General features: G+C 32.8%; 24 protein-coding genes. 16 read left to right on the top strand and 8 right to left on the bottom strand.

The window, feature by feature from the left end; all coding sequences use genetic code 11:
- Window positions 1–9 precede the first annotated feature (9 nt).
- Together DNC80_RS09870 and DNC80_RS09875 are read left to right on the top strand one after the other, a co-directional pair.
- Window positions 10–3,045 carry a PAS domain S-box protein gene (locus DNC80_RS09870; RefSeq protein WP_182651072.1) on the top strand — a complete coding sequence of 1,012 codons (3,036 nt, stop codon included), beginning with the start codon at window positions 10–12 and terminating at the stop codon, window positions 3,043–3,045.
- On the top strand, window positions 3,038–3,424 hold the full coding sequence (locus DNC80_RS09875; protein ID WP_182651073.1) for a response regulator: 387 nt from the start codon (window positions 3,038–3,040) through the stop codon (window positions 3,422–3,424). The genes DNC80_RS09870 and DNC80_RS09875 overlap by 8 nt, the downstream gene beginning before the upstream one ends.
- Before the next feature lie 17 nt (window positions 3,425–3,441).
- On the opposite strand, the gene DNC80_RS09880 is transcribed toward DNC80_RS09875, so the two are convergent.
- Both DNC80_RS09880 and DNC80_RS09885 read right to left on the bottom strand, forming a co-directional pair.
- Window positions 3,442–4,575 (bottom strand): cysteine desulfurase family protein, encoded by a 1,134-nt coding sequence (locus DNC80_RS09880; RefSeq protein WP_182651074.1) that lies wholly within the window; start codon window positions 4,573–4,575, stop codon window positions 3,442–3,444.
- Between the two features lie 22 nt (window positions 4,576–4,597).
- Entirely contained in the window at window positions 4,598–5,515 is a 918-nt protein-coding gene (locus DNC80_RS09885; protein WP_182651075.1) for an EamA family transporter, read from the bottom strand.
- A gap of 191 nt (window positions 5,516–5,706) precedes the next feature.
- Here DNC80_RS09885 and DNC80_RS09890 point away from each other — a divergent pair, with 191 nt between their 5' ends.
- Entirely contained in the window at window positions 5,707–6,651 is a 945-nt protein-coding gene (locus DNC80_RS09890) for a hypothetical protein (protein WP_182651076.1), read from the top strand.
- Window positions 6,652–6,755: 104 nt separating this feature from the next.
- Here the strand turns inward: DNC80_RS09890 and DNC80_RS09895 are convergent, their stop codons facing one another.
- Together DNC80_RS09895 and DNC80_RS09900 are read right to left on the bottom strand one after the other, a co-directional pair.
- The gene (locus tag DNC80_RS09895; protein ID WP_182651077.1) at window positions 6,756–7,307 is read right to left on the bottom strand and encodes a Smr/MutS family protein; all 552 of its coding nucleotides are present in this window, start codon (window positions 7,305–7,307) and stop codon (window positions 6,756–6,758) included.
- Window positions 7,297–7,458, bottom strand: a complete 162-nt coding sequence (locus DNC80_RS09900) for a hypothetical protein (protein WP_370628736.1) — start codon at window positions 7,456–7,458, stop codon at window positions 7,297–7,299. Before DNC80_RS09900 ends, DNC80_RS09895 begins: the two co-directional genes overlap by 11 nt.
- A 123-nt stretch (window positions 7,459–7,581) precedes the next feature.
- Here DNC80_RS09900 and DNC80_RS09905 point away from each other — a divergent pair, with 123 nt between their 5' ends.
- From DNC80_RS09905 to DNC80_RS09915, 3 genes are all read left to right on the top strand, one after another.
- Window positions 7,582–7,878, top strand: coding sequence for a DUF2752 domain-containing protein (locus tag DNC80_RS09905; protein WP_255493216.1), 297 nt, complete (start codon window positions 7,582–7,584; stop codon window positions 7,876–7,878).
- A 224-nt stretch (window positions 7,879–8,102) separates the two neighbouring features.
- Window positions 8,103–8,990: a cysteine synthase CysM gene (gene cysM, locus DNC80_RS09910; RefSeq protein ID WP_182651079.1), complete on the top strand. Its 888-nt coding sequence runs from the start codon at window positions 8,103–8,105 to the stop codon at window positions 8,988–8,990.
- A 103-nt stretch (window positions 8,991–9,093) separates the two neighbouring features.
- Window positions 9,094–9,735 (top strand): SGNH/GDSL hydrolase family protein, encoded by a 642-nt coding sequence (locus tag DNC80_RS09915; RefSeq protein WP_182651080.1) that lies wholly within the window; start codon window positions 9,094–9,096, stop codon window positions 9,733–9,735.
- 54 nt (window positions 9,736–9,789) lie between these two features.
- On the opposite strand, the gene DNC80_RS09920 is transcribed toward DNC80_RS09915, so the two are convergent.
- Complete coding sequence (locus DNC80_RS09920; protein WP_144892369.1) at window positions 9,790–10,200, bottom strand: OsmC family peroxiredoxin; 411 nt, start codon at window positions 10,198–10,200, stop codon at window positions 9,790–9,792.
- Window positions 10,201–10,439: 239 nt separating this feature from the next.
- Between DNC80_RS09920 and DNC80_RS09925 the strand changes: the two genes are divergently transcribed.
- Window positions 10,440–11,753 carry a CPBP family intramembrane glutamic endopeptidase gene (locus DNC80_RS09925; protein ID WP_182651081.1) on the top strand — a complete coding sequence of 438 codons (1,314 nt, stop codon included), beginning with the start codon at window positions 10,440–10,442 and terminating at the stop codon, window positions 11,751–11,753.
- 55 nt (window positions 11,754–11,808) lie between these two features.
- Here the strand turns inward: DNC80_RS09925 and DNC80_RS09930 are convergent, their stop codons facing one another.
- On the bottom strand, window positions 11,809–12,861 hold the full coding sequence (locus tag DNC80_RS09930) for a sensor histidine kinase KdpD (protein ID WP_182651082.1): 1,053 nt from the start codon (window positions 12,859–12,861) through the stop codon (window positions 11,809–11,811).
- A 233-nt stretch (window positions 12,862–13,094) separates the two neighbouring features.
- On the opposite strand from DNC80_RS09930, the gene rlmD reads away from it, so the two are divergent.
- The 3 genes from rlmD to DNC80_RS09945 are packed head-to-tail and all read left to right on the top strand — an operon-like array spanning window position 13,095 to window position 15,874.
- Window positions 13,095–14,507, top strand: a complete 1,413-nt coding sequence (gene rlmD, locus DNC80_RS09935) for a 23S rRNA (uracil(1939)-C(5))-methyltransferase RlmD (protein ID WP_182651083.1) — start codon at window positions 13,095–13,097, stop codon at window positions 14,505–14,507.
- Window positions 14,508–14,544: 37 nt separating this feature from the next.
- Window positions 14,545–15,066 carry a DUF6452 family protein gene (locus DNC80_RS09940; RefSeq protein ID WP_182651084.1) on the top strand — a complete coding sequence of 174 codons (522 nt, stop codon included), beginning with the start codon at window positions 14,545–14,547 and terminating at the stop codon, window positions 15,064–15,066.
- Entirely contained in the window at window positions 15,038–15,874 is an 837-nt protein-coding gene (locus tag DNC80_RS09945; protein WP_182651085.1) for a DUF6048 family protein, read from the top strand. Before DNC80_RS09940 ends, DNC80_RS09945 begins: the two co-directional genes overlap by 29 nt.
- A gap of 92 nt (window positions 15,875–15,966) precedes the next feature.
- Here DNC80_RS09945 and DNC80_RS09950 read toward each other — a convergent pair whose 3' ends face one another.
- Together DNC80_RS09950 and DNC80_RS09955 are read right to left on the bottom strand one after the other, a co-directional pair.
- Complete coding sequence (locus DNC80_RS09950) at window positions 15,967–16,203, bottom strand: hypothetical protein (RefSeq protein WP_144892381.1); 237 nt, start codon at window positions 16,201–16,203, stop codon at window positions 15,967–15,969.
- Window positions 16,204–16,247: 44 nt separating this feature from the next.
- A complete protein-coding gene (locus DNC80_RS09955; protein WP_182651086.1) occupies window positions 16,248–17,450 on the bottom strand; it encodes a class I SAM-dependent RNA methyltransferase in 1,203 nt (400 codons plus the stop codon).
- A 69-nt stretch (window positions 17,451–17,519) separates the two neighbouring features.
- On the opposite strand from DNC80_RS09955, the gene DNC80_RS09960 reads away from it, so the two are divergent.
- The 6 genes from DNC80_RS09960 (at window position 17,520) to DNC80_RS09985 (ending at window position 21,346) form a co-directional block, all read left to right on the top strand.
- Window positions 17,520–18,284: a bifunctional 2-polyprenyl-6-hydroxyphenol methylase/3-demethylubiquinol 3-O-methyltransferase UbiG gene (locus DNC80_RS09960; protein ID WP_182651087.1), complete on the top strand. Its 765-nt coding sequence runs from the start codon at window positions 17,520–17,522 to the stop codon at window positions 18,282–18,284.
- Window positions 18,285–18,286: 2 nt separating this feature from the next.
- Window positions 18,287–18,958, top strand: coding sequence for a ZIP family metal transporter (locus tag DNC80_RS09965; RefSeq protein WP_144892387.1), 672 nt, complete (start codon window positions 18,287–18,289; stop codon window positions 18,956–18,958).
- A 169-nt stretch (window positions 18,959–19,127) separates the two neighbouring features.
- Entirely contained in the window at window positions 19,128–19,943 is an 816-nt protein-coding gene (gene murQ, locus DNC80_RS09970; RefSeq protein ID WP_182651088.1) for an N-acetylmuramic acid 6-phosphate etherase, read from the top strand.
- Window positions 19,944–20,006: 63 nt separating this feature from the next.
- Window positions 20,007–20,228: a DUF6095 family protein gene (locus DNC80_RS09975; protein WP_182651089.1), complete on the top strand. Its 222-nt coding sequence runs from the start codon at window positions 20,007–20,009 to the stop codon at window positions 20,226–20,228.
- The gene (locus DNC80_RS09980; protein ID WP_182651090.1) at window positions 20,228–20,800 is read left to right on the top strand and encodes a pentapeptide repeat-containing protein; all 573 of its coding nucleotides are present in this window, start codon (window positions 20,228–20,230) and stop codon (window positions 20,798–20,800) included. The genes DNC80_RS09975 and DNC80_RS09980 overlap by 1 nt, the downstream gene beginning before the upstream one ends.
- 171 nt (window positions 20,801–20,971) lie before the next feature.
- Window positions 20,972–21,346, top strand: coding sequence for a DNA topoisomerase IV (locus DNC80_RS09985; protein WP_182651091.1), 375 nt, complete (start codon window positions 20,972–20,974; stop codon window positions 21,344–21,346).
- Window positions 21,347–21,366 lie beyond the last annotated feature (20 nt).

Raw genomic sequence — 21,366 nt, forward strand, 5'->3', positions numbered from 1 at the left:
ATGTAACCTATGAGTTATCTGAAAACCGAATTATACGAATTAATCAAACAAGACAACTCTATATTTGATTTTATTCAAGAAACTGCATTAGATGGCCTTTCATATTGGGATATAGAAAATCCCGAAAATAGTTATATGAATCCTAAGTTTTGGTCAAAACTAGGTTATAATTACAACGACTTACCAAGCCATTACAATTCGTGGAAAAACATCGTAAACAAAGATGATGCAAAATTACTGCAAGAAGTAATTATAAAAAATATAAGCACCGTTGATTTTGTTTACGAACAAATTTTCAGATTTACCCATCAAAACGGTACAACAATATGGATGAAATGCTATGGCAAAATCATCCAAAATCCAAATGGTAATGAAAAACGATTACTGGGAGCACATATTGACATAACGTACTTAAAAGAGCAAGAAGTTTTACTAGAAAATTGTAATTCAGCTGCCAGAATTGGGTATTGGGAATTTGACATTTTAGCTCAAAAAATCTATTGGAGTAAAATCACAAAGGAAATCCATGAAGTTAGTGAAAACTATATCCCTAATCTTGAAACGGCTATTCATTTTTATAAAGAGGGTGATAACAGAGATATAATTAACATAGCAATATCTAATGCGATAAAAAATAACGAACCATTTGATTATCGCTTACAAATAATTACTGCAAAAGGAAATCACCGTTGGATTAGAACAATCGGCCAAACAGTATTTATAGAAGGTAGATGCACCAAAGTCTATGGAACGTTTCAAGATATAACTATTGAAAAGAATGCGAAAATTGAATTAATAAAAGAAAAAGAAAAACTACAAAGTGTTCTTGAGGCAACTAACTTGGGGACTTGGGAATGGAATGTTCAAACTGATGAAGCTCTTTTTAATAATAGATGGGCAGAAATTATAGGATATACACTTGAAGAACTTCAACCCGTAAGCATCCAAACTTGGATAGACTTGGTTCATCCAGAAGATTTGCTGATTTCTCAGAAAATCCTAGAGGAATGTTTTAGTAAGAAAAGAGAATTTTACCATTGTGAATGTAGAATGAAACATAAAAATGGGGAATGGGTTTGGATTTTAGATCACGGAAGAATTATCAGCTGGACAGAAGAAGGATTGCCAATAATGATGTATGGAACTCATTCTGACATTACAGAAACTAAAAAAAAATTTGAAAGAAATAAATTATTTATAGAGCAGACCCCTACCGCCATTGCCATGTTTGATAAGCAATTAAAATACATTGCTGCATCAGAGAAATGGTGTACTGATTATGGATTGCAAAGGCAAGAAATAATTGGTAAATCTCATTATGAAATTTTTCCAGAAATAGGAGACAATTGGAAAAAAATACACCAACATTGCTTAACTGGTGCAAAGCGAAAAAAAGAGGAAGAAAAATTTATTCGCCAAGATGGTTCATTCCAGTGGCTAAAATGGGAGGTAAAACCATGGTACTCTGATTCAGATACAATTGGTGGACTGATTATGCTTACTGAAGACATAACTCCTAGAAAAAAAATACAAGAACAACTTTTAGTCAGTGAAGAGGCTTTTAGAGGGAGTTTTGAAAGTGCGGCTATAGGTATGGCGTTACTTAACATACAGGGGCAATGGCTTAAAGTGAATAAAAACTTATGTGAAATCACTGGATATACTAATGATGAGTTAATGCAACTTACTTTTCAAGATATTACCCATCCAGATGATTTAGAAAAAGATATTGCTTTACGCAAAAAACTTGTTGAGGGTAAAATTAACTTTTATCACCTTGACAAAAGGTATATTTGTAAAGATGGGACATTTGTTTATGTAATATTAGCCTCGTCTATTGTTAGGGATTCAGAAAACAATCCCTTATATATTATATCTCAAATAATAAATATTTCTTCTCAAAAAAATGCTGAAAATAAACTAGAACAAGCTGTATCAAAACTTCAAGGAATACTAGATGCCAGTACTCAAGTAGCTATTATTGAGACTAACATTGATGGACTGATTACTACCTTTAATACTGGTGCCGAAAATCTTTTAGGCTTCAAAAAAGAGGAAGTTATAAATTTAAAAACTCCTGAAACCATTCATTTACAAGAAGAAATTGAAGCACAAGAAGAAAAAATATTAATTGAAAAAAATATTAAATGCAAAGGTTTTGAAGTCTTTACTCATGTGCTACATAAAGGAAAATTTGAAACCAGCGAATGGACGTATGTAAAAAAAGACGGAACTCAATTTCCGGTTCAACTTACAGTTACAGCAGTAAAAAGGAATAATGAAATTACAGGTTATTTAATGATAGCTGTAGATATTAGTAGCATTAAAAAGGTAGAAAATGAAATTCAATCGTTACTGTTTGTCACAAAAGATCAAAACGAACGATTGAAAAATTTTGCACATATAGTTTCTCATAACCTTAGATCCCACTCCGGCAATATTGCCATGATGTTAGAATTACTTTTATATGAAAACCCTGCATATGCCGATAACGAAATCATACAACTACTAGATTTAGCCTCAAAAAACTTAAAAGATACTATAGGCCACCTCAATGAAGTGGTAATTATGAATACCACAATAACCGAAAATATTGCTCCCGTAAATTTAAATAATGCAATTGAAAACAGTATCCATAATATACAAATCCTAGCTAAAAATGCTCATGTAAAGATCTTAAATGAAGTAAAAAAAGATGTATCTATTTTAGGAATTCCTGCTTATGTAGAGAGTATTTTATTGAATTTTTTATCGAATTCTATAAAATATAAATCAGACAAAAGGAAGGCCTATATTAAGTTGAATGCTACTGTTGAAAATGATAAAATTGTATTAAGTATTGAAGACAATGGTCTAGGGATAGATTTAAAACAAAACGGAGATAAGCTTTTTGGAATGTATAAAACTTTCCATATGAATGAAGATGCACGAGGGATTGGGTTATTTATTACAAAAAACCAAATAGAAGCTATAGGCGGCAAAATTACCGTAACTAGTGAAGTTGATAAAGGAACCACTTTTAAATTATATTTTCAAAATGCCTAAGATAGATATTGCTTGTATAATTGATAACGACCCAATCTTTGTTTTTGGTGCTAAAAGAATTATGGAAATTGCAGATTTCTGCAATAGTTTCATGATTTTTAGAGACGGCAAAGAAGCATTTGATAAACTAAAAACAATAATAAATACGGATGGGAAACTCCCTGATTTAATTTTATTAGATATAAACATGCCTATTTGGAATGGTTGGCAATTTCTGGATGAGTTTATCAAAATTCCAATCAAAAAATCAATCACTATCTATATCATGACCAGTTCGATTGACCCCATTGATGTTGAAAAAGCAAAAAAATATAACGAAATCTCAAATTATATTGTTAAGCCTATATCTCTTGACGAACTAAAACAACTGATTGTGTAAGTTTATTCTTAATGTGATTAACTATTTTGAATGGCTACAAGAGCCGCAATAAAAGTATCAACATCTTGTGTAGTGTTAAAATGACTAAAAGAAACTCTCAAGCTTGGTAATACTAAATCCGATTCACTTAAAAGTTCTGCCAAAACATGTGATGGTTTAATACTTCCTGATTGACAAGCACTTCCTCTTGAAACTGCAATACCTTTCATATCTAAATGAAACAAAATCATTGCTGTTTTTTCTTTATCAAAAGGTAAAAGAATATTTATAACATTATAAAAACCCGAAAGATCACCGTTACATTTTACACCTGGAATATATACTTGTAATTGATCCCACAAATATTTTTTTAAAGCTTCAATGTCCTTTTGATCTTTTTCTAAATTTAAATACGAAAGTTCTAAAGCCTTTGCCATACCCGCTATTTGATGTAAGGCTTCGGTTCCTGCGCGCAACCCCTTTTCTTGTTCTCCACCAAAGAATAAAGGTTGTAGTCCTGAATTTTTTCGAATAAAAGCAAACCCTACTCCTTTTGGACCGTGAAATTTATGTGCACTAGCCACAATAAAATCAACCGGTATATTTTGTAAATCAAGATTCATTTTTCCAATGGATTGTACGGTATCAGAGTGAAACAACACATTATGCTCTTTACAAATGATACCCACACGGTTCAAATCTAGTACAGTTCCTATTTCATTATTCACATGCATTAAACTAACTAAAGTCTTTTTATCATCTGCTAAAAGAGTAACTAAATGGGTTAAATCTATGGCGCCATCTGGTTTTACAGCCACATAATCTACTTGAATTCCGTACTGTTGCTGTAGCGCTAAAACCGTATATAAAACAGCGTGATGTTCTATTTTACTAGTAATAATTCGTTCTACCTTTAAATCTTTTACTGCTGATTGCAAAATCCAATTGTTAGCCTCGGTACCACAAGATGTAAAGATGATTTCTTGTGCAGTAGCATTCAAATTTTTAGCAATAACTTTTCGAGACAATTCCAAAACATTTTTAGAACTTCTTCCAAAGCTGTGCGTAGAAGACGGATTACCGTATTCTTGTTCTAGAACGTGTGTCATTTCCTGAATCACCTCGGGACGAAGTGCAGTAGTTGAAGCATTGTCAAGATATACTTTTTGCATTGTAGTTGATATATTTGAAAGGTTACTCGGCGCCTTTGGTAGTTGAAAATAATTTTTTGTTTTTCTTAAATAATACTTCTTTGTTGAATACTACGATAGACAATAAAATTAAGAAATAGGAAAATAATTGAATATTCCGTACTTGTTCCTGGTAGTAAAAAACAGCTAATAAAAAATTAATTATCGGATTAATATAAATCATAATTCCCACCGCTGAAGAGTTTATTCCTTTTAAGGCATATAGATTTAAGAAAAGTGGAATGATTGTAAAAAAAACTACAATCATAAACATGCATGTATAAAAAATAGGCTCTGAAGGAACTGGACCGCTGTATGCTGGATAAAAAGGCAGTAAAATAACCGCAGTAAAAATTAACTGAATGGTTAATCCTAAAAACTTATCAATTTCGTTATTTTTTCGCTGGCTTACTAAATACAAGGCATACGTTGCAGCAGTAACTAAACTAAAAAAGATATCTTGGAAATGATCAAACGATAACAAAATACAACTCAAAAAACTAATTCCAACTGCAACCCATTGCCAAGAACTTAGTTTCTCTTTGAGCATAAAAAAGGCTAAAACTGTGGTCACAATAGGACATATCAAATAGGCCAAAGAAGCAGCATTTACGCTTACATGATTCATTACAAAAATATAAACAAACCAGTTTGACGATAAAAAAAAGCCTCCGCCTAGAGTAAGCCAAACTACTTTTTTTTGCTCCTTAGGTGCTAATTGCTTAAAACGATTCCAATTTTCAGATATTATTTTTTTTCGAAAAAAAACATTAATTAACACCATCGTAATTACACTAAAGAAAACACGATAAAACAAGATATCTAGTGATGGATAAAGATGTAACGGTTTAAGTGCGAAACTGAAAAAACCCCACATAAAAAAAGCAAGGAAGGCCGCCGAATAATATTTATTTAATCTCATTGATAAAAAAATGAGGTACAAAGATACTCATTTCTCAAAGTAATACAGCCTTAAAAACCAATCAAGTTGGGTAATCAAAGTGTCACCTTTCAAAAAAAACTCCCTTAATATCATGTTAAAAATGTGTTTTTTAAATTACAATACAACAAGAACCCATTAAAAAATTCTATTTTTGTTTCAAATTATTGATGATGAAAAAAATTTTAAGCATATTCTTTTTAGCGGTTATTTTAAACAGTTGTGATGATGGTGATTTAACACAAGAGAACATCAACTTTGAGTCGGTAACAGCTCAAAAATGTACTAACACCAACATTATCTATAAAGTAAAAGAAAACGAAGCCTTACTTATTGATGCATCAGGAATTCAATTTCCTACTGAGGAAAGCACTCAAGAAATAGATATTAATACTACAAATCGTGTAATTTATCGTTTTTATAACGGAACGGTAACCTCTGCAACGTTATGTGAAACAATACCGCCTGCAAATCCTATTGTTGTAGATGAATGGATAGCAACAGGTGGAAAAATAGTGATTACAACTAAAGCCGTTAAACCATTAAACCAAACTGATAACAGTACCAGAATAACCGGATACAGCCACAACATTACATTTAAAAATATAACGTTTGATAAGGGAAATGGCACTCAGGTATATGATACCTTTACTTTTGGTGATTATATTTTAAACACTACACCTCTCCCTTTTTCATTTACTAAAGTATTGAAACAATGTCCAAACACCAAGCAATTACATGATAAAAACAGTAGTGAAGCTTTGATACTTGATATTGATCCAGCTTTGATTAAAAATGAAAGTACAGCGTTAAATGCTCCTCGCGTAGCACTCATTGGCAATACTGTAAACAAACTCACTTACAGACTGTTTGGAGGTTTATTAACTGACAGTTATTTTTGCAACACCACTTATCCTGCTACTCCTAGTGTAACCGAAGAATGGATAGCAATTCCAGGTGTTGCTAATACTAGCGGTACCATTGAGGTTACTACAACAACTTTCGGAACGGGGTTTAAGCATACAATTGTTCTAAAAAAGGTAAAACTAAAAAAAGGAACAAATGATTTTAGTCTAGGTGACAATTACATTTACGGAGAGTTACAGACTACAAATTAGTTTTCAAAATAAGGTAGATATATTTGATACAAAAAACCCAATTCTAGCAGTAAATAAAATTACTTTTAGAATTGGGTTTTACTTCTTATGACCAACTTACCATTTTACATGGCACTTTGCTTGATATATACTTCGGTCGCGCCCAAACCATATTTTTGATAATTACCATCCTGAAAAGCTATATTATCGTATCGACCAAGGAGAAAATCAAGTTCTGCTTTTAAGATTCCCTCTCCTACTCCATGAATAAAAACTATTTTTGGAATTCTGTTTTTAATGGCAAATTCAATGTGTCTTTTGGCTGTTTCGGTTTGCAGGGTCAAAATATCATAATTAGACATTCCTCTTTTATTAGGTACTAATTTTTCAATATGTAGATCAAACTCTGGTGCAGAAATTTCATGTTTAGATTTTTTTTCTTTTACAAAACTACGTGGCTTAGGAATCTCTTTTTCTTTTTTAATTTCAGCTACATCTATCCTTCTAATAGTATCTAGTAAATTACTACTGTCGCTTACTTTAATCAATTCATTGGCAAGAAATGCCATTGTAAAACCGTCTTCTGTTTCTATTGTAACACGATTCTCTTGTACAGAAAGAACGACACCATTTATAGCATCATCAAGAACCGAAACTTTATCTCCTTTATTCAACATTATCATCCTTATTTTCCTGATTCTTACTTGGTGTTTTAGCGCTCAACTGCATCATTCCCATCATAAAGACAACTATAGCTACAGCCATAATATATATGTTTTTATCGGCACTTACTTGCTCGTACAAAGCCACTACAATGGCTACTATCATAATAGGAATTATAAATTTTTTCATTTTCTAATATTAATATTCAAAAGTAATCATTTTTAAATTGCTCTTTTTAATTTGTAAAAAGTTTATTGTTTATTTGTAAAGTTGTAAAAAGAAAAAAAATTGAATTTAGAAAAATACATGCTCCCTTGTTTAAGTAAAACAATCTTTGGAATTGAATGCTTGGGCTGCGGCTTTCAGCGGGCTTTACTTTTATTGATACAAGGTAATCTTACAGAAGCTTTTAAAATGTATCCCGCAGTGTATTCCTCCATACTTTTTATTGCCTGCTGTACCCTAGGTTTTTTGGACAAAAAAAGAAAATATAGTAACCTAATTATAACAACGGGAATCATAAATGGTGTTTTTATGATTGTAGGTTATTATTTCAAACATTTTGAAAGTATCTTTTTGATGTAAAATAGAATTGAAGTAAAATTAAATGCTACTAAATTTCTCCGTCAAAAAACATTACTTCTATAACAAAGTTTCCTAATTGCAACAATAGGTTTACTTGAATCCAATGCATAATTTTAATTTAGTTCAATATCTTTGCACCACTTTTTTGAACAAAAGAAATAAATTTTATCGAAGGCTCCTCTTTTGGTGCAGTAACTTTCTTTTTTAATAATCGCAAACAGCTCATGAAATCATATAAAATACTAGATTTAATAGGTAACACGCCATTAGTTGAATCTACAAACTTAATTGCCAACAAAAATGTAAAATTATTATTGAAACTTGAGGGTAACAATCCTGGTGGAAGTGTAAAAGATAGAGCGGCATACAACATGATCAAATCGGCATTAGAACGAGGAGACATAAAAAAAGGAGACAAACTAATAGAAGCAACTAGCGGCAATACTGGAATAGCGCTAGCCATGATTGCACAGTTATTCAATATTGAAATTGAGCTCATACTGCCCGAAGATTCTACCATAGAGCGCACACAAACCATGCGTGCTTATGGAGCAACGGTTATTTTAACTCCAGCGGCAACAGGAATTATAGGATCAAGAGATTATGCTGATAAAAAAGTTGCTGAAGGTGGTTATATCATGCTCAATCAGTTTGCTAATGATGACAACTGGAAAGCACATTACAATACTACAGGTCCCGAAGTATGGAATGATACTGATGGAACGGTAACCCACTTTGTATCTGCAATGGGTACTACAGGAACTATAATTGGTACATCTACTTTTTTAAAAGAAAAAAATCCTGCCATTCAAATTGTTGGAGCACAACCTAGTGATGGTTCTCAAATACCTGGTATTAGAAAATGGCCACAGGAATATTTGCCTAAAATTTTTGATGCAAAAAAAGTAGATACTGTTATTGAAGTTTCAGAGCAAGAAGCCAGAGCTATGACCAAACGCTTAGCGCTTGAAGAAGGAATTTTTGCAGGAATGAGTAGCGGCGGATCAGTGGCTGCTGCGATAAAAATTGCTGAAACTTTAGAATCTGGTGTTATTGTAGCAATCATTTGCGATCGTGGTGACCGTTATTTATCTTCAGATTTATTTGATTAATTCTAAAAATCAATGCTATCCAATGAAAATAATATAGCCTTGAAATTATTATTTTGAATAAAAGATAGCTTTTCAATTGGTTTAATAAGAAGTATCATGCATCATGGGGCAAAAAACACAAACTCAAGACTTGGCCAATTTAAAAAAGTACCAAGAACAAAATTTACAACTTAAACCATCTCCTGCTGAAGAAAAAAGAGTTGTATTTATGGGTGATTCCATTACTGAGTTTTGGAGCAGAATAAATCCGAGTTTTTTTGAATTAAAACCGTACATCAACCGCGGAATTAGTGGCCAAACAACACCTCAAATGCTCAACAGGTTTACAGCTGATGTTTTAGATTTAAACCCTGCTGTTGTTGTCATACTGGGTGGTGTAAATGATATTGCTGGAAATACTGGCCCAACTACGATCCAAAGGATTGCTTCAACTATTTTTGAAATGGAAGCTTTGGCTCAAGCCAATAAAATAAAAGTCATTTTATGTTCTGTTTTGCCTGCTTATGATTTTTCTTGGAGACCCAATCAATTTCCTGCTGAAAAAATTATAGCCTTGAATCTTTTGATAAAAAAATACGCATTAGAGAACGGTATATATTATCTTGATTATTTTATCGAAATGAAAGATGAGAAAAACGGACTCAAAAAAGATTATGGCCCAGACGGTGTACATCCTAACTTAGTGGGATATCAAGTAATGGGTCCTTTAGTTGAAGAGGCAATTCAAAAAGTGTTGAAAATTTAAACCATAAAAAAACTCGAGTGTACAACTCGAGTTTTTTGTGAATCTATTTTTAGTTTACAATAGTGTTGCAGTACTTGATATTGTTGCGTTCAGAACTTTAGAAACAGGACAATTTTTTTCGGCTTTTTGAACTAATTCTTGAAAAGCATCTGCTGTTATGTCTGCAATTTTTGCATTAACCGTAAGATGAGATGTGGCAATGACACCATCTACAAAATCAATGTCACATTTTGTTTCAATATTTTCAATAGCAAATCCTTCCTCGCCAATATATGCCGATAGTTGCATCGTAAAACAACCAGCATGTGCAGCTGCTATTAACTCTTCGGGGTTTGTGCCCACACCTTCTTCAAAACGTGATTTAAATGAATATTGCGTTTTATCAAGCGTAGTTGTTTGAGTAGTTAGTGTACCATTTCCTTCTTTAAGTGAACCTTCCCAGTGTGCTGTTGCGTATCTTTTCATAAAGTTTTTTTTTAGTGTTTATCAAATTTACAAAACCAAAACAAACTTGCCTGCCAATAAAATATTAATTAACGTAACTTTAGTCATGTATCTAAAGTGCAAAAAAACTTCCTGAAAAATGTCTTGGATAAAATTTATGAACGACACCCTAAAATAAATATTATTTGAGTATGTTTGTTTACTAAATATCTTACGATTTGTTTAAAATCGATCAGGTAATACCCGTTAACCCAAAAACTATGAGCCACTCTTTCTCCGAGAATATTCATGAAAATTTAAAAAATTTCATTTCTTTTTTAAAAAACCCAACAGATCAAAAAGGAGCTGAACTAACTTTTTTAGAACGACTTAAAAACGTACTTGCTTTTATTATACTTGAGATGCCTGTTCTGCTACTGATGATAGGCATAATTAGCGGACTAGAGAAGCTTGAATGGATTGATACTGAAAATCATTCGATTCAAGAAATGATGAAAACAATACCAATTCCATTGTTTTTTATTTTAGCTGTATTTATAATTCCACTTTTTGAAGAATTAATTTTCAGGTTGTATTTACGATATCAGTACAATAGTGTTATTCAAATTATCCTAGGATTTGCCTCTTTTGGTGGTACAGCAGCGCGACAAAAAACAAACGACAAACTGCAAACCATTTGGACAAAATACTATGCTACAGTTTTCTTTTTCTCGGCCTTGTTGTTTGGTTTCATTCACATTTTCAATTTCGAAATAACCGTAAATGTATTATTGTTATCACCACTTTTAGTAGCTCCACAAATTATGATGGGACTTATAACCGGTTTCTTGAGAGTAAAACAAGGTTTTTTAGCAGGATACATGATGCATGCCATTCATAATGCTATTTTTATAGGAATTTCAATCCTTGGGATGAATAGTATGATGATTAATGTTGATGAAAACACCCCTAAATACAGTATTAAAATAGAGCAAAACAAGGATGCTTTTTCTGACGCATCTTATAAAAACTATGTGGACAGTTTAGCGTACACTAATACAACCATTAAAACTTTGCTAGCGCCGGTGTTACAAACTAGTGAACAATTAATAGAGGTGAACGATTCTCTGGAAACAACAAAAAGTTATAATTTTCATTTTAAAAATAAAACAAAAGAAACGCTACAAACAAGAAAACTAGCTCTTGAGCAACTCAAAAAACATTTGGGTTTCACCATTATCAAAAAAAATATTGAAAAAGAAAGTTGGAATATGAGCATTGTAAATCCGGCTTTGTTAGCAAAAAGTTTGGCAACCGACCCAAAAATCACAACTTCTACAACAATCTCTCCTAAAGAAATTCGTATCGAAAATGGAACGTTAGCTGCTTTAGCATATGCCATAAGCAACCACAAAAACATATTATTTAACGATCAAACTCCTAACACAAAAAACAAGTACAACATTACTCTAAAAACACAGAGTTTAGATAAGATGATCCAGCAGCTAGAATCTCAATACGGTTTAAAAGTCGTAAAAACTAAGGAGAAAAAAGAAGTCTATTTGATTGAATTCAAAGAAAATAAAGAGTCATAAACAATATGTTTTTTTAGAACTTGAACAACTTAAAATTGCCTTTTTCTAAAAAAAATCATTTGAGATCTAACCTCACAGAAAAAGTAGAACCTTGATTCATGCCATTGCTTTCTGCATAAATGTGACCTTTATATTTTTCTATGATTTTTTTACACAAATACAACCCTATTCCTGTTGAGGCTTCATTATTTGTCCCTAAACGGCTTTTTGATGTGAACTTATCAAATAAATGCTCAATATCTTGGCTTTTAAATCCCAAACCAGTATCTGTGACTTGAATAAGAATAGTTTTATCGTCTTGTATCAAATTGATTCTGATAATACTGTCTGGAAACGAAAACTTAATAGCATTATCGGTAAGGTTAATTAAAACACGCACTAATAAATCCTCATCTAAATGAATTAAGGCCGTAGGCAACTGTGTTGCATATTCTAAAGTACAATTTTTAGAAATCAATTTTGCGGCTAACTGGCCTGAAACTTTACTTAAAACGGTATTGAAATCTATTTGGTTTACAAAATATTCTTTTTTTGATATTTCGTCTTCATCACGTATCAGTGTAATTAAAGTTTCAATGAATGCAAGTTGCTGATTAGTCGAATCTGTGATTAAATTGGAATACTCTGCTATTAATTCAGAGGGATTTTCATTTAAAATTAATGTAGAAAGCCCCTGAGAATTAGCAGCAAAACCTCGTAAGTCATGTGATAACAAATAGATTAAATCTTGTTTATCATTAATATAAGCTTCATAATCTGCTATAGAGGATTGAATATTGGCCAATAACAATCCTGTTTCATCTTGAAAATGAGTTGGTAAATTAGGTATGATTCTATTGTTTCTATAGTCTACTAAAGCGCTAGAGGCAAGCTCAATAGGCTTTATTAATTTTTTGAGCACTAGCAAAGTTATCAATGTTGCAAGTAATGTGAATATTAAAGTAACTACTAGAATCATTATAGATTGCAATTCTTGGTTTCCAAAAAGAAGAAAAAGTGAAACTCCTATTAGTGGAATGTGAATTCCTAAAAAAGCAACAAAAAGAAATTTACTCGCATATTTTTTTCTCAAAAAAGGAATCGCATTCAATTTTTCATAAAGCTTCATAGGCGTCTATTTTAAGTAATCAATAGTGCAAAAATCGGTAAATAAATTAAAAAATGAGCTGTTCTTTTCTATAAAATATTAATAAAAACTAGTATCCTTTTTCTATAAAAAAACATTGAAATAAAACCTTAATAGGGGCATTTCTTTTCTTTTGAATGTCAATAATTGACTAAAATTGAAAAATATTTGTAAAATTGAATTTATAAAACCTTTCAATCACTTATTTTTGCGCTATGGCTAAGAAAAATACAGACAAAGTTGTCTTTCATCAAATAAAAGTCCTTGATGCTGGTGCAAAAGGCGTTTCGGTTGCAAAAGCACCGGATGGTAAAGTAGTTTTTATCCCAAATGTAGTTCCGGGAGATGTGGTTGATGTGCAAACTTTCAAGAAACGCAAGGCGTATTATGAAGGTAAAGCAGTGCATTTTCATGAGTTTTCAGAGCATCGTGTAGATCCTATTTGTGATCACTTTGGTGTTTGTGGAGGGTGTAAATGGCAAAACATGAACTACAATCAACAATTGGTTTTCAAACAAAACGAAGTCAAAAACCACTTGCAACGTATTGGAAAAATAGAACTTCCGGAATTTGAATCAATTTTAGGTTCTGAGAAAAAGTTTTTTTACAGAAATAAAATGGAATTTTCGTTTTCAAATAGCCGTTGGTTAACCGAAGCTGAAATTGGAAGCGACGAAGATTTAGGAAATAGAAATGCACTTGGTTTCCATATCCCTAAAATGTGGGATAAAATTCTAGACATCAATAAATGTCATTTACAAGAAGATCCTTCAAACGCTATTCGTAATGAAGTTAGAGATTTTGCAAATGCAAATGGATTAACTTTCTTTAATCCCAGAGCTCACGAAGGTTTGTTACGTACCTTAATGTTGCGTACCGCCTCAACAGGTGAAATTATGGTATTGATTCAATTTTTTGAAAATGATAAAGCCAACAGAGAGTTGATTTTAGATCATCTTTACGAAAAGTTTCCGCAAATTACATCGTTACAATACGTAGTTAATAATAAAGCAAACGATACGTTGTACGATACGGATATCAAGTTATACAAAGGAAGAGATTACATTCTAGAAGAAATGGAAGGGTTGAAATTTAGCATTAATGCAAAATCTTTTTACCAAACCAATTCAGACCAAGCTTACGAATTGTACAAAATCACAAGAGATTTTGCAGGTTTAACTGGAAATGAAGTAGTGTATGACTTGTATACTGGAACAGGAACTATCGCCCAGTTTGTTTCTAAAAAAGCTAAAAAAGTAATTGGTGTAGAAAGTGTTCCTGATGCTATAAAAGATGCAAAAGCTAATGCCGTTCGAAATGAGATCACGAATTGTGAGTTCTTTGTTGGAGACATGAAAGTGGTGTTTAATGATGCGTTTATAGCACAACATGGTCACCCAGATGTCATTATTACCGATCCACCCCGAGATGGTATGCACAAAGATGTTATTGAACAAATCTTAAAAATTGCTCCAGAAAAAGTGGTTTATGTAAGTTGTAACTCGGCTACCCAAGCACGCGATTTAGCCTTAATGGATGAGAAATACAAGGTAACTCGTGTACGTCCTGTGGATATGTTTCCGCAAACGCATCATGTAGAAAATGTGGTTTTATTAGAAAGAAGATAGACACCTTAATCCTATTAGGGAAAACATTACAATGTAAATGAAAAAAATAATTTTATTCGTATTTGCTCTAGCACTCTCTTTCTCAAGCTGTGAAAAAGACGATATCTGCGATCCAAAAACCCCTACAACCCCAAGATTAATAATTGAATTTTTCGATTTTGAAAACCCATCAATAAAGAAAAATGTAACTAATTTGAAAGTGGTAGGTGAAGGCAAGACTGATGGAATTTTATTTAACGGTAGCCAAACCACAAACGGTACTAGTATTGCAATTCCACTAAAAACGGTAGGGAATTCAACGAGTTTTAGTTTTACACTAAACTCGGGAAATCCAAATCTAGCATTAGTTGATGAAGATATTATCCGTTTCAATTATTCAACACAGGAACTTTTTGTTTCAAGAGCATGTGGGTACAAAAGCATTTTTACATTAGACCCAACAACACCCTATACCCATACTGATGCATCAGCTGCAAATCAAAAATGGATCAAGTTCATATCAGTTGAAAAAAATAACATCGAAAACGAAAATGAAACACATATTAAGATCTTTTTTTAGTTTTTTTCTCGTTTTATCGTTTGCTGTAATGCAAGCTCAAGAAACAACACCCAAAGGAGCAGTACCAAAACCTATTGCCCCGCAAAAAACTACACTCGAAAAACAGACAAAAAAGGAGCCTTTACAACTAGTCCCGACTGATGTTAAGACCGAAAAAAAAGATTCAGTTGCAGCTAAAACTGATCGATATGGAATTCGTGTAGGTTTAGATTTGTATAAAGTAACTCGTGCACTCTATGACAAAGATTATAAAGGATTAGAACTTGTGGGTGACTACAGATTAACTAAAAAATACTTCCTAGCTGCAGAGCTTGGAAACGAAAATAAAACCACAGCTGATGATCGCGTCAACTTTACCACAAAAGGAAGTTACATAAAAGCAGGTTTTGATTACAATGCATATGAAAACTGGCTGGATATGGAAAACATCATATCAATTGGTCTTCGTTATGGTTTTAGCACCTTTAATCAGCAATTGAATTCCTATCGTATTTACAATGCCAATCCGTACTTTCAAGAAACACCGATTATAAACTCAGGACAAAAATTTAATGGTTTGTCTGCAAGTTGGATTGAAGTTGTTGCGGGTATAAAAGCAAAAGTATTTAACAATGTTTTTATGGGCTTCAGCCTTCGTTTGAATCGATTGGTAACTAATAAAGAGCCCGAGAATTTCTCTAACTTATACATTCCGGGATTTAATAGAACGTACGATGGGAGTTTTGGAGTAGGATTCAATTATACAGTAACGTACTTTGTTCCTATTTATAAAAAGAAAATAAAGCCAGCTGTAGTACCAAAAAAGTAGTATAAAAAAACGCATATTCACTATTAGAACTTAACAAAGTAATTAGTGAATATGCGTTTTATATTTAAAAATAAAACTTATAGGATTTTATACTACCCTATTTCCTTGAATCCTTTAATGAAAATCCATTTCATATATAATTTTTCACCATCTTTGGTTTGTACGGCTTGAAATTTTGGAGCTACTAATGTTCCTATTACAAATGCCGTTATTGGAATCCAAAAACCAGTTAAATTTGTGTACATAGCAATAGCATATCTTGCAGCGATAAATAAAACCGCAAAGCTTGCTAGTTGATATACAAATGCTTGTATTTGCTTTTTTGTCATTTTTTATAAGTCTTAAAGTTTTAAAGTAAAAAATTCGATATTACTTATTCAGCACCAGTTGTGTCTTGATCTGAATCCTCTGATCGAACAGACGATGCAAATTTTGTTCTTTTACTGCCTTCATACATCTCATATTTTACTAATCGCGCCTCAAGACCTGCATTAAAAAGTTTAATTTTTCTTGAAGGCTTTAAACCTACATGTTTTAACGCCTCTAAGTTTGCAGTGATCATCCAAGCGTTTGTACCTGGATAATTTTTCTTTAAAGTATCGCCAACATTCTTATAAAATTCCTCCATGTGAATGTCCAAACGCTCATCATAAGGTGGATTAAACACAATATGCAATTTGCCTTCAGAAGTTTTCTCAGTATCAAAGAAGTTTTTATCTTCTATTGAAATGTATTCGTCTAGATTGGCATTTTTGATGTTGTCTTTCGCTTTTTGAACCGCACTTGGAGCTTTGTCATATCCTTTTATAGTATAATGAAACTCACGTACACGTTTCAATAAACTATCCGTAATAGCATCAAACAAATCATTGTCCCAATCGTTCCATTTTTCGAAAGCAAATTCTTTACGGTTGATATTCGCTGGAATATTACAAGCAATCATGGCTGCTTCGGCTAAGAAAGTACCGGATCCACACATTGGATCTAAAAAATCTGTTTGACCATCCCAACCTGAAAGTAATAAAATTCCAGCTGCCAAAACCTCGTTTATAGGTGCAATATTTGTCGCAGTTCTATACCCACGCTGGTTCAATGCATTCCCAGATGTATCTAGCGCTACCGAAACTTGGTCTTTATCAATATGAATATTAATTCTTAAATCAGGGTGAACCTTATCAATACTAGGTCGTTGACCTGTTCTTTCTCTAAACTGATCTACAATGGCATCTTTACATTTTTGAGAAACAAATTCAGAGTGATTAAAATATTCTGAATGTACTGTGGTATCTATAACAAAAGTCTGGTTCGCATTCAATAATTTAGACCAGTTTACTCCCGCAATACCTTTGTATAATCCTTGTTCATTATTGGCCTTAAAAAAATAAATGGGTTTTAAAATTTTTAAAGCGGTACGCAACGATAAATTAGCCTTGTACATAAACCCTTTATCACCCTTAAAACTAACCATACGTACACCCTGCTCTACATTTTGCGCACCTAGGTTTTGCAATTCTTTTGCTAGTATTTCTTCAAAACCAAAAAAGGTTTTGGCAATCATTTTATAATTATTTTCCATTGTAAAATCAAGTATTCGTTGCAAAAATACACTAAATTTGCATCAATCGAATTAATTGAAAAAGAATAAATGTCTGCATCTCAAAATACATCCCTTGAAAATCAACCCAAATCAACAGAAAACTGGTACACCTCTTGGTTTGATACTCCTTATTATCACATTTTATATAAGGATAGAAATTACAGGGAAGCTCAAGTTTTTATGGACAATCTTACCCATTATCTGAATTTACCAGAAAATGCTAAAGTCCTTGATTTAGCGTGTGGCAAAGGCCGTCATTCTATATATTTAAATCAATTGGGTTTTACCGTACTTGGTGCCGATTTATCTGAAAATAGTATCGCCGAAGCGAATAAAAATGCTAATGAAAAATTACAATTCAAAGTTCATGACATGCGTGAGCCTTTTGAAGAAAAATTTGATGCCATATTTAATTTATTCACCAGTTTTGGCTATTTTGAAAATGACGAAGACAACCTTACAACACTTATAGCCATCAAAGAAAGCTTGTCAGAATATGGTTTTGCAGTGATTGATTTCATGAATGTAAATCATGTACTCGAAACTTTGGTACCAGAAGAAACTAAAACGGTTGATGAAATTGATTTTCACATCACGAGGTATGAAAAAGAAGGTCATATTTATAAAGATATTAGCTTCGAGGACAAAGGTCAAAAATTTCATTTCACCGAAAAAGTAAAAGCGCTAACGCTAAAAGATTTTGAAGTATTAATGGACCAAGCCGGAATTTATCTTTTGGACATCTTTGGAGATTACAAACTGAAAAAATTCCATAAAACAGATAGTGAACGACTGATAATGATTTTTAAATAACAATGAATTACCTTTTACCTTTACTTTCTGTACTTTTAGGGTATATCATTGCCTCAATATTAAAGCCAAAAAACAAGACCAACTTAAAGTTACTCTTAGCTTTTAGTGGTTCCTTTTTATTGTCGTTAACGGTCATGCACCTGCTTCCTGAGGTTTATGAAAGCAATCAAAGCAGTATTGGAATCTTTATCATGTTAGGAATTCTATTCCAAATCATACTAGAGTTTTTCTCCAAAGGCGCAGAGCATGGACACGTACACGGACATGAAAACATGAATCACATTCCTTGGTTATTGTTCATCAGCTTATGCATTCATGCTTTTTTAGAAGGTTTTCCTGTGGGTCATCAACATGATAATTTAGCCATTGGTATTGCAATACATCACTTGCCTATTGCTATCATCTTGACTACGTTTTTCATCAATTCACATCTCAATCCAAAAGCAATTTTTGCCTTCATGATTACCTTTGCCATCATGACGCCACTAGGCACACTCGCATCTGATTATTTGCCATTTATTAGCCAATACACCACCCAAATCACAGCAATAGTGATAGGAATCTTATTCCATATTTCATCTACCATTATTTTTGAAAGTAGCGAAGGGCACAAGTTCAATATTGCTAAGGTTTCAATGATTGTGATAGGAATTGCATTGGCGTATTTTATATAAATTTACAATGTGGGCGTGCCCGCCAAAAAAAGGCGGTCGGGCTATCCGCTGCAATCTTTTTTCATTTCGCTACCGCTATATGATAAAAAGGATTTCCGCTTTTATCCCTCACGCTAAAAAAAAGAATGTACAGACGATTTGTTTGTTTTACTATCAAAAAAATAGGAACATGAAATTCACTAAAACCACCGAGGAATCCTCAAAATACGAACAATTAGAAAAAATGTCGGTTCAGGAATTGTTGTCAAATATTAATCAAGAAGACAAAACAGTTCCTCTTGCTGTTGAAAAAGCATTGCCACAAATTGAAAATTTAGTAACCGAAATTGTCACTAAAATGAAATTAGGCGGTCGTTTATTTTACATAGGAGCGGGAACCTCAGGAAGATTAGGAATTGTTGATGCCTCTGAATGTCCGCCTACATTTGGTGTTCCATTTGATTTAGTGGTGGGGATTATTGCTGGTGGTGATGCAGCCATTCGTAAAGCTGTTGAAAACGCCGAAGACAACCCAACTCAAGCCTGGATTGACTTGCAAGCCTTTGAAGTGAATGAAAATGATGTTGTTATTGGTATTGCAGCTTCGGGAACTACTCCATATGTTATTGGAGGTTTACACGCTTGTAATGAGAACAACATAACCACAGGAAGTATTTCTTGTAATGCTGGAAGTCCGTTGTCACAAACAGCGAAATTCCCAATTGAAGTAATTGTAGGACCTGAATTTGTTACAGGAAGTTCCCGCATGAAAGCAGGAACGGCACAAAAACTAGTACTCAACATGATTTCAACTGCTACCATGATCCAACTTGGGAAAGTGAAAGGAAACAAAATGGTTGATATGCAACTCAGCAATAGTAAACTTGTTGACCGCGGTGTAAAGATGATTATGGAAGAAATTCCAGTTACCTACGAAGAAGGTGCTGCATTACTTACAGAATACGGAAGCGTGAGAAAAGCTGTTGATTTTTATCTAGCGCAATAAAGATAGTACTTGTACCTACTTTGCATTTTCAAAAGCTTAAAACCTTAAATTTTAAAAGAAACAATGGCTACAAATAGAGAATTATTATCAAAAGGAATAAGGTATTTAGCAGGTGCATTGCCATTGTTGTTTTTAGGACCAACAATAATTCATAATGCTTTTATGAACAAGCAAAACATCTGGCATTATCTGGTATTAAGCGTTGGGGTTATTGTTTGTTTTATTGCCATGTACTTAATGTATGTAGGATTGAAGACAATTATGAAAAGCTTATTTAACGACTAATGAAAAACAATATTCAACTTCAAAAAACATTTGAAAAAGCAAATCCGTTTGACAGTGCTGTTAGCAATCCCGAATTTGAAGAATGTACTTTTATAAACTGTGATTTGGCCAATGCTGTTTTGTCCAATGCTACCTTTATGGATTGTGTATTTAAAGACTGTAATCTTTCTATGACTAGATTAGCTAGTGCTAGTTTAAAAGGAGTACAATTTAAAAACTGTAAACTATTAGGGATTTTGTTTGATGAATGTGATGATTTCTTATTCCAAGTGGAGTTTGAAGAATGTGTTTTGGATTATGCCTCTTTTACCAATAAAAAGATGCCCAAAACCAAGTTTATTTCGTGTTCGTTACGAGAAGTCAATTTTTCTGAAACCAATTTAACGGGTTCCATTTTTGATGGGAGTTCGCTACAAGGAGCGATATTTAACAACACGCAATTAGCAGGAAGTGACTTTACTAAAGCCACAGATTACAGCATAGATCCAGAATACAATCCGATGAAAAAAGCTAAGTTTTCAACGCAAGGAATTGGTGGTTTATTAGACAAATATGACATTAAAATACACTAATTTTACCCCAGATGGAAGTGAAAACCCATGAGACTGGAAAGCTATTTTTTTCTTGACTTAAAAGAGCGACCAACGGAAGCTCCTTTTATGGCATTAGAAAAAAAGATTTACAGTCTTATGAGTTGCAACAAACAGCTGGATTAGGTTCAAAAAAACTATAAAAAACAACAAATGAAAAAAATTGTACTACTCATGGCCTTACTGCTCCTCGTGTCCTGTTATGATGCGGATAGAAATTGTAAGGATTTTAAAATTGGTAAATTCAAGTTTGAATATGAAGTGAATGGAGTTAAAAAAACCACCTTCTTTGAACGCAATGATAGCATAGAAATTGAGACTTTTGAGGGAAAAACAGATACCGCAAGTATTCGTTGGGTAAATGATTGTGAATATATTTTGCAAAAATTACATCCCAAAAATATGGCTGAAGAAAAAGCTATTGGCATGAAAATCTTGACGACATCAAAAAATTCGTATACCTTTGAATTTGGAATGGTAGGATCTGATGCCAAACAGCGCGGAACCGTGACGAAGCTTGCCAATTAATAGATATCAACCCTAACTAA

Source organism: Flavobacterium sp. SOK18b (genome assembly GCF_014156605.1).
In the GTDB taxonomy this organism is placed as follows: Bacteria; Bacteroidota; Bacteroidia; order Flavobacteriales; family Flavobacteriaceae; genus Flavobacterium; species Flavobacterium tiangeerense.

Bases quoted from the DNA above. Each gene is read 5' to 3' on its own strand.
- DNC80_RS09985 (WP_182651091.1), top strand. From the start codon at position 20,972: ATGAAAAAAATTGTACTACTCATGGCCTTACTGCTCCTCGTGTCCTGT.
- murQ (WP_182651088.1), top strand. From the start codon at position 19,128: ATGAAATTCACTAAAACCACCGAGGAATCCTCAAAATACGAACAATTA.
- DNC80_RS09895 (WP_182651077.1), bottom strand. From the start codon at position 7,307: ATGTTGAATAAAGGAGATAAAGTTTCGGTTCTTGATGATGCTATAAAT.
- DNC80_RS09950 (WP_144892381.1), bottom strand. From the start codon at position 16,203: ATGACAAAAAAGCAAATACAAGCATTTGTATATCAACTAGCAAGCTTT.
- DNC80_RS09885 (WP_182651075.1), bottom strand. From the start codon at position 5,515: ATGAGATTAAATAAATATTATTCGGCGGCCTTCCTTGCTTTTTTTATG.
- DNC80_RS09925 (WP_182651081.1), top strand. From the start codon at position 10,440: ATGAGCCACTCTTTCTCCGAGAATATTCATGAAAATTTAAAAAATTTC.
- DNC80_RS09945 (WP_182651085.1), top strand. From the start codon at position 15,038: ATGAAACACATATTAAGATCTTTTTTTAGTTTTTTTCTCGTTTTATCG.
- DNC80_RS09880 (WP_182651074.1), bottom strand. From the start codon at position 4,575: ATGCAAAAAGTATATCTTGACAATGCTTCAACTACTGCACTTCGTCCC.
- DNC80_RS09930 (WP_182651082.1), bottom strand. From the start codon at position 12,861: ATGAAGCTTTATGAAAAATTGAATGCGATTCCTTTTTTGAGAAAAAAA.
- DNC80_RS09870 (WP_182651072.1), top strand. From the start codon at position 10: ATGAGTTATCTGAAAACCGAATTATACGAATTAATCAAACAAGACAAC.
- DNC80_RS09915 (WP_182651080.1), top strand. From the start codon at position 9,094: ATGGGGCAAAAAACACAAACTCAAGACTTGGCCAATTTAAAAAAGTAC.
- DNC80_RS09890 (WP_182651076.1), top strand. From the start codon at position 5,707: ATGAAAAAAATTTTAAGCATATTCTTTTTAGCGGTTATTTTAAACAGT.
- DNC80_RS09955 (WP_182651086.1), bottom strand. From the start codon at position 17,450: ATGGAAAATAATTATAAAATGATTGCCAAAACCTTTTTTGGTTTTGAA.
- DNC80_RS09975 (WP_182651089.1), top strand. From the start codon at position 20,007: ATGGCTACAAATAGAGAATTATTATCAAAAGGAATAAGGTATTTAGCA.
- cysM (WP_182651079.1), top strand. From the start codon at position 8,103: ATGAAATCATATAAAATACTAGATTTAATAGGTAACACGCCATTAGTT.
- rlmD (WP_182651083.1), top strand. From the start codon at position 13,095: ATGGCTAAGAAAAATACAGACAAAGTTGTCTTTCATCAAATAAAAGTC.
- DNC80_RS09960 (WP_182651087.1), top strand. From the start codon at position 17,520: ATGTCTGCATCTCAAAATACATCCCTTGAAAATCAACCCAAATCAACA.
- DNC80_RS09940 (WP_182651084.1), top strand. From the start codon at position 14,545: ATGAAAAAAATAATTTTATTCGTATTTGCTCTAGCACTCTCTTTCTCA.
- DNC80_RS09965 (WP_144892387.1), top strand. From the start codon at position 18,287: ATGAATTACCTTTTACCTTTACTTTCTGTACTTTTAGGGTATATCATT.
- DNC80_RS09875 (WP_182651073.1), top strand. From the start codon at position 3,038: ATGCCTAAGATAGATATTGCTTGTATAATTGATAACGACCCAATCTTT.
- DNC80_RS09920 (WP_144892369.1), bottom strand. From the start codon at position 10,200: ATGAAAAGATACGCAACAGCACACTGGGAAGGTTCACTTAAAGAAGGA.
- DNC80_RS09980 (WP_182651090.1), top strand. From the start codon at position 20,228: ATGAAAAACAATATTCAACTTCAAAAAACATTTGAAAAAGCAAATCCG.
- DNC80_RS09900 (WP_370628736.1), bottom strand. From the start codon at position 7,458: ATGATAGTAGCCATTGTAGTGGCTTTGTACGAGCAAGTAAGTGCCGAT.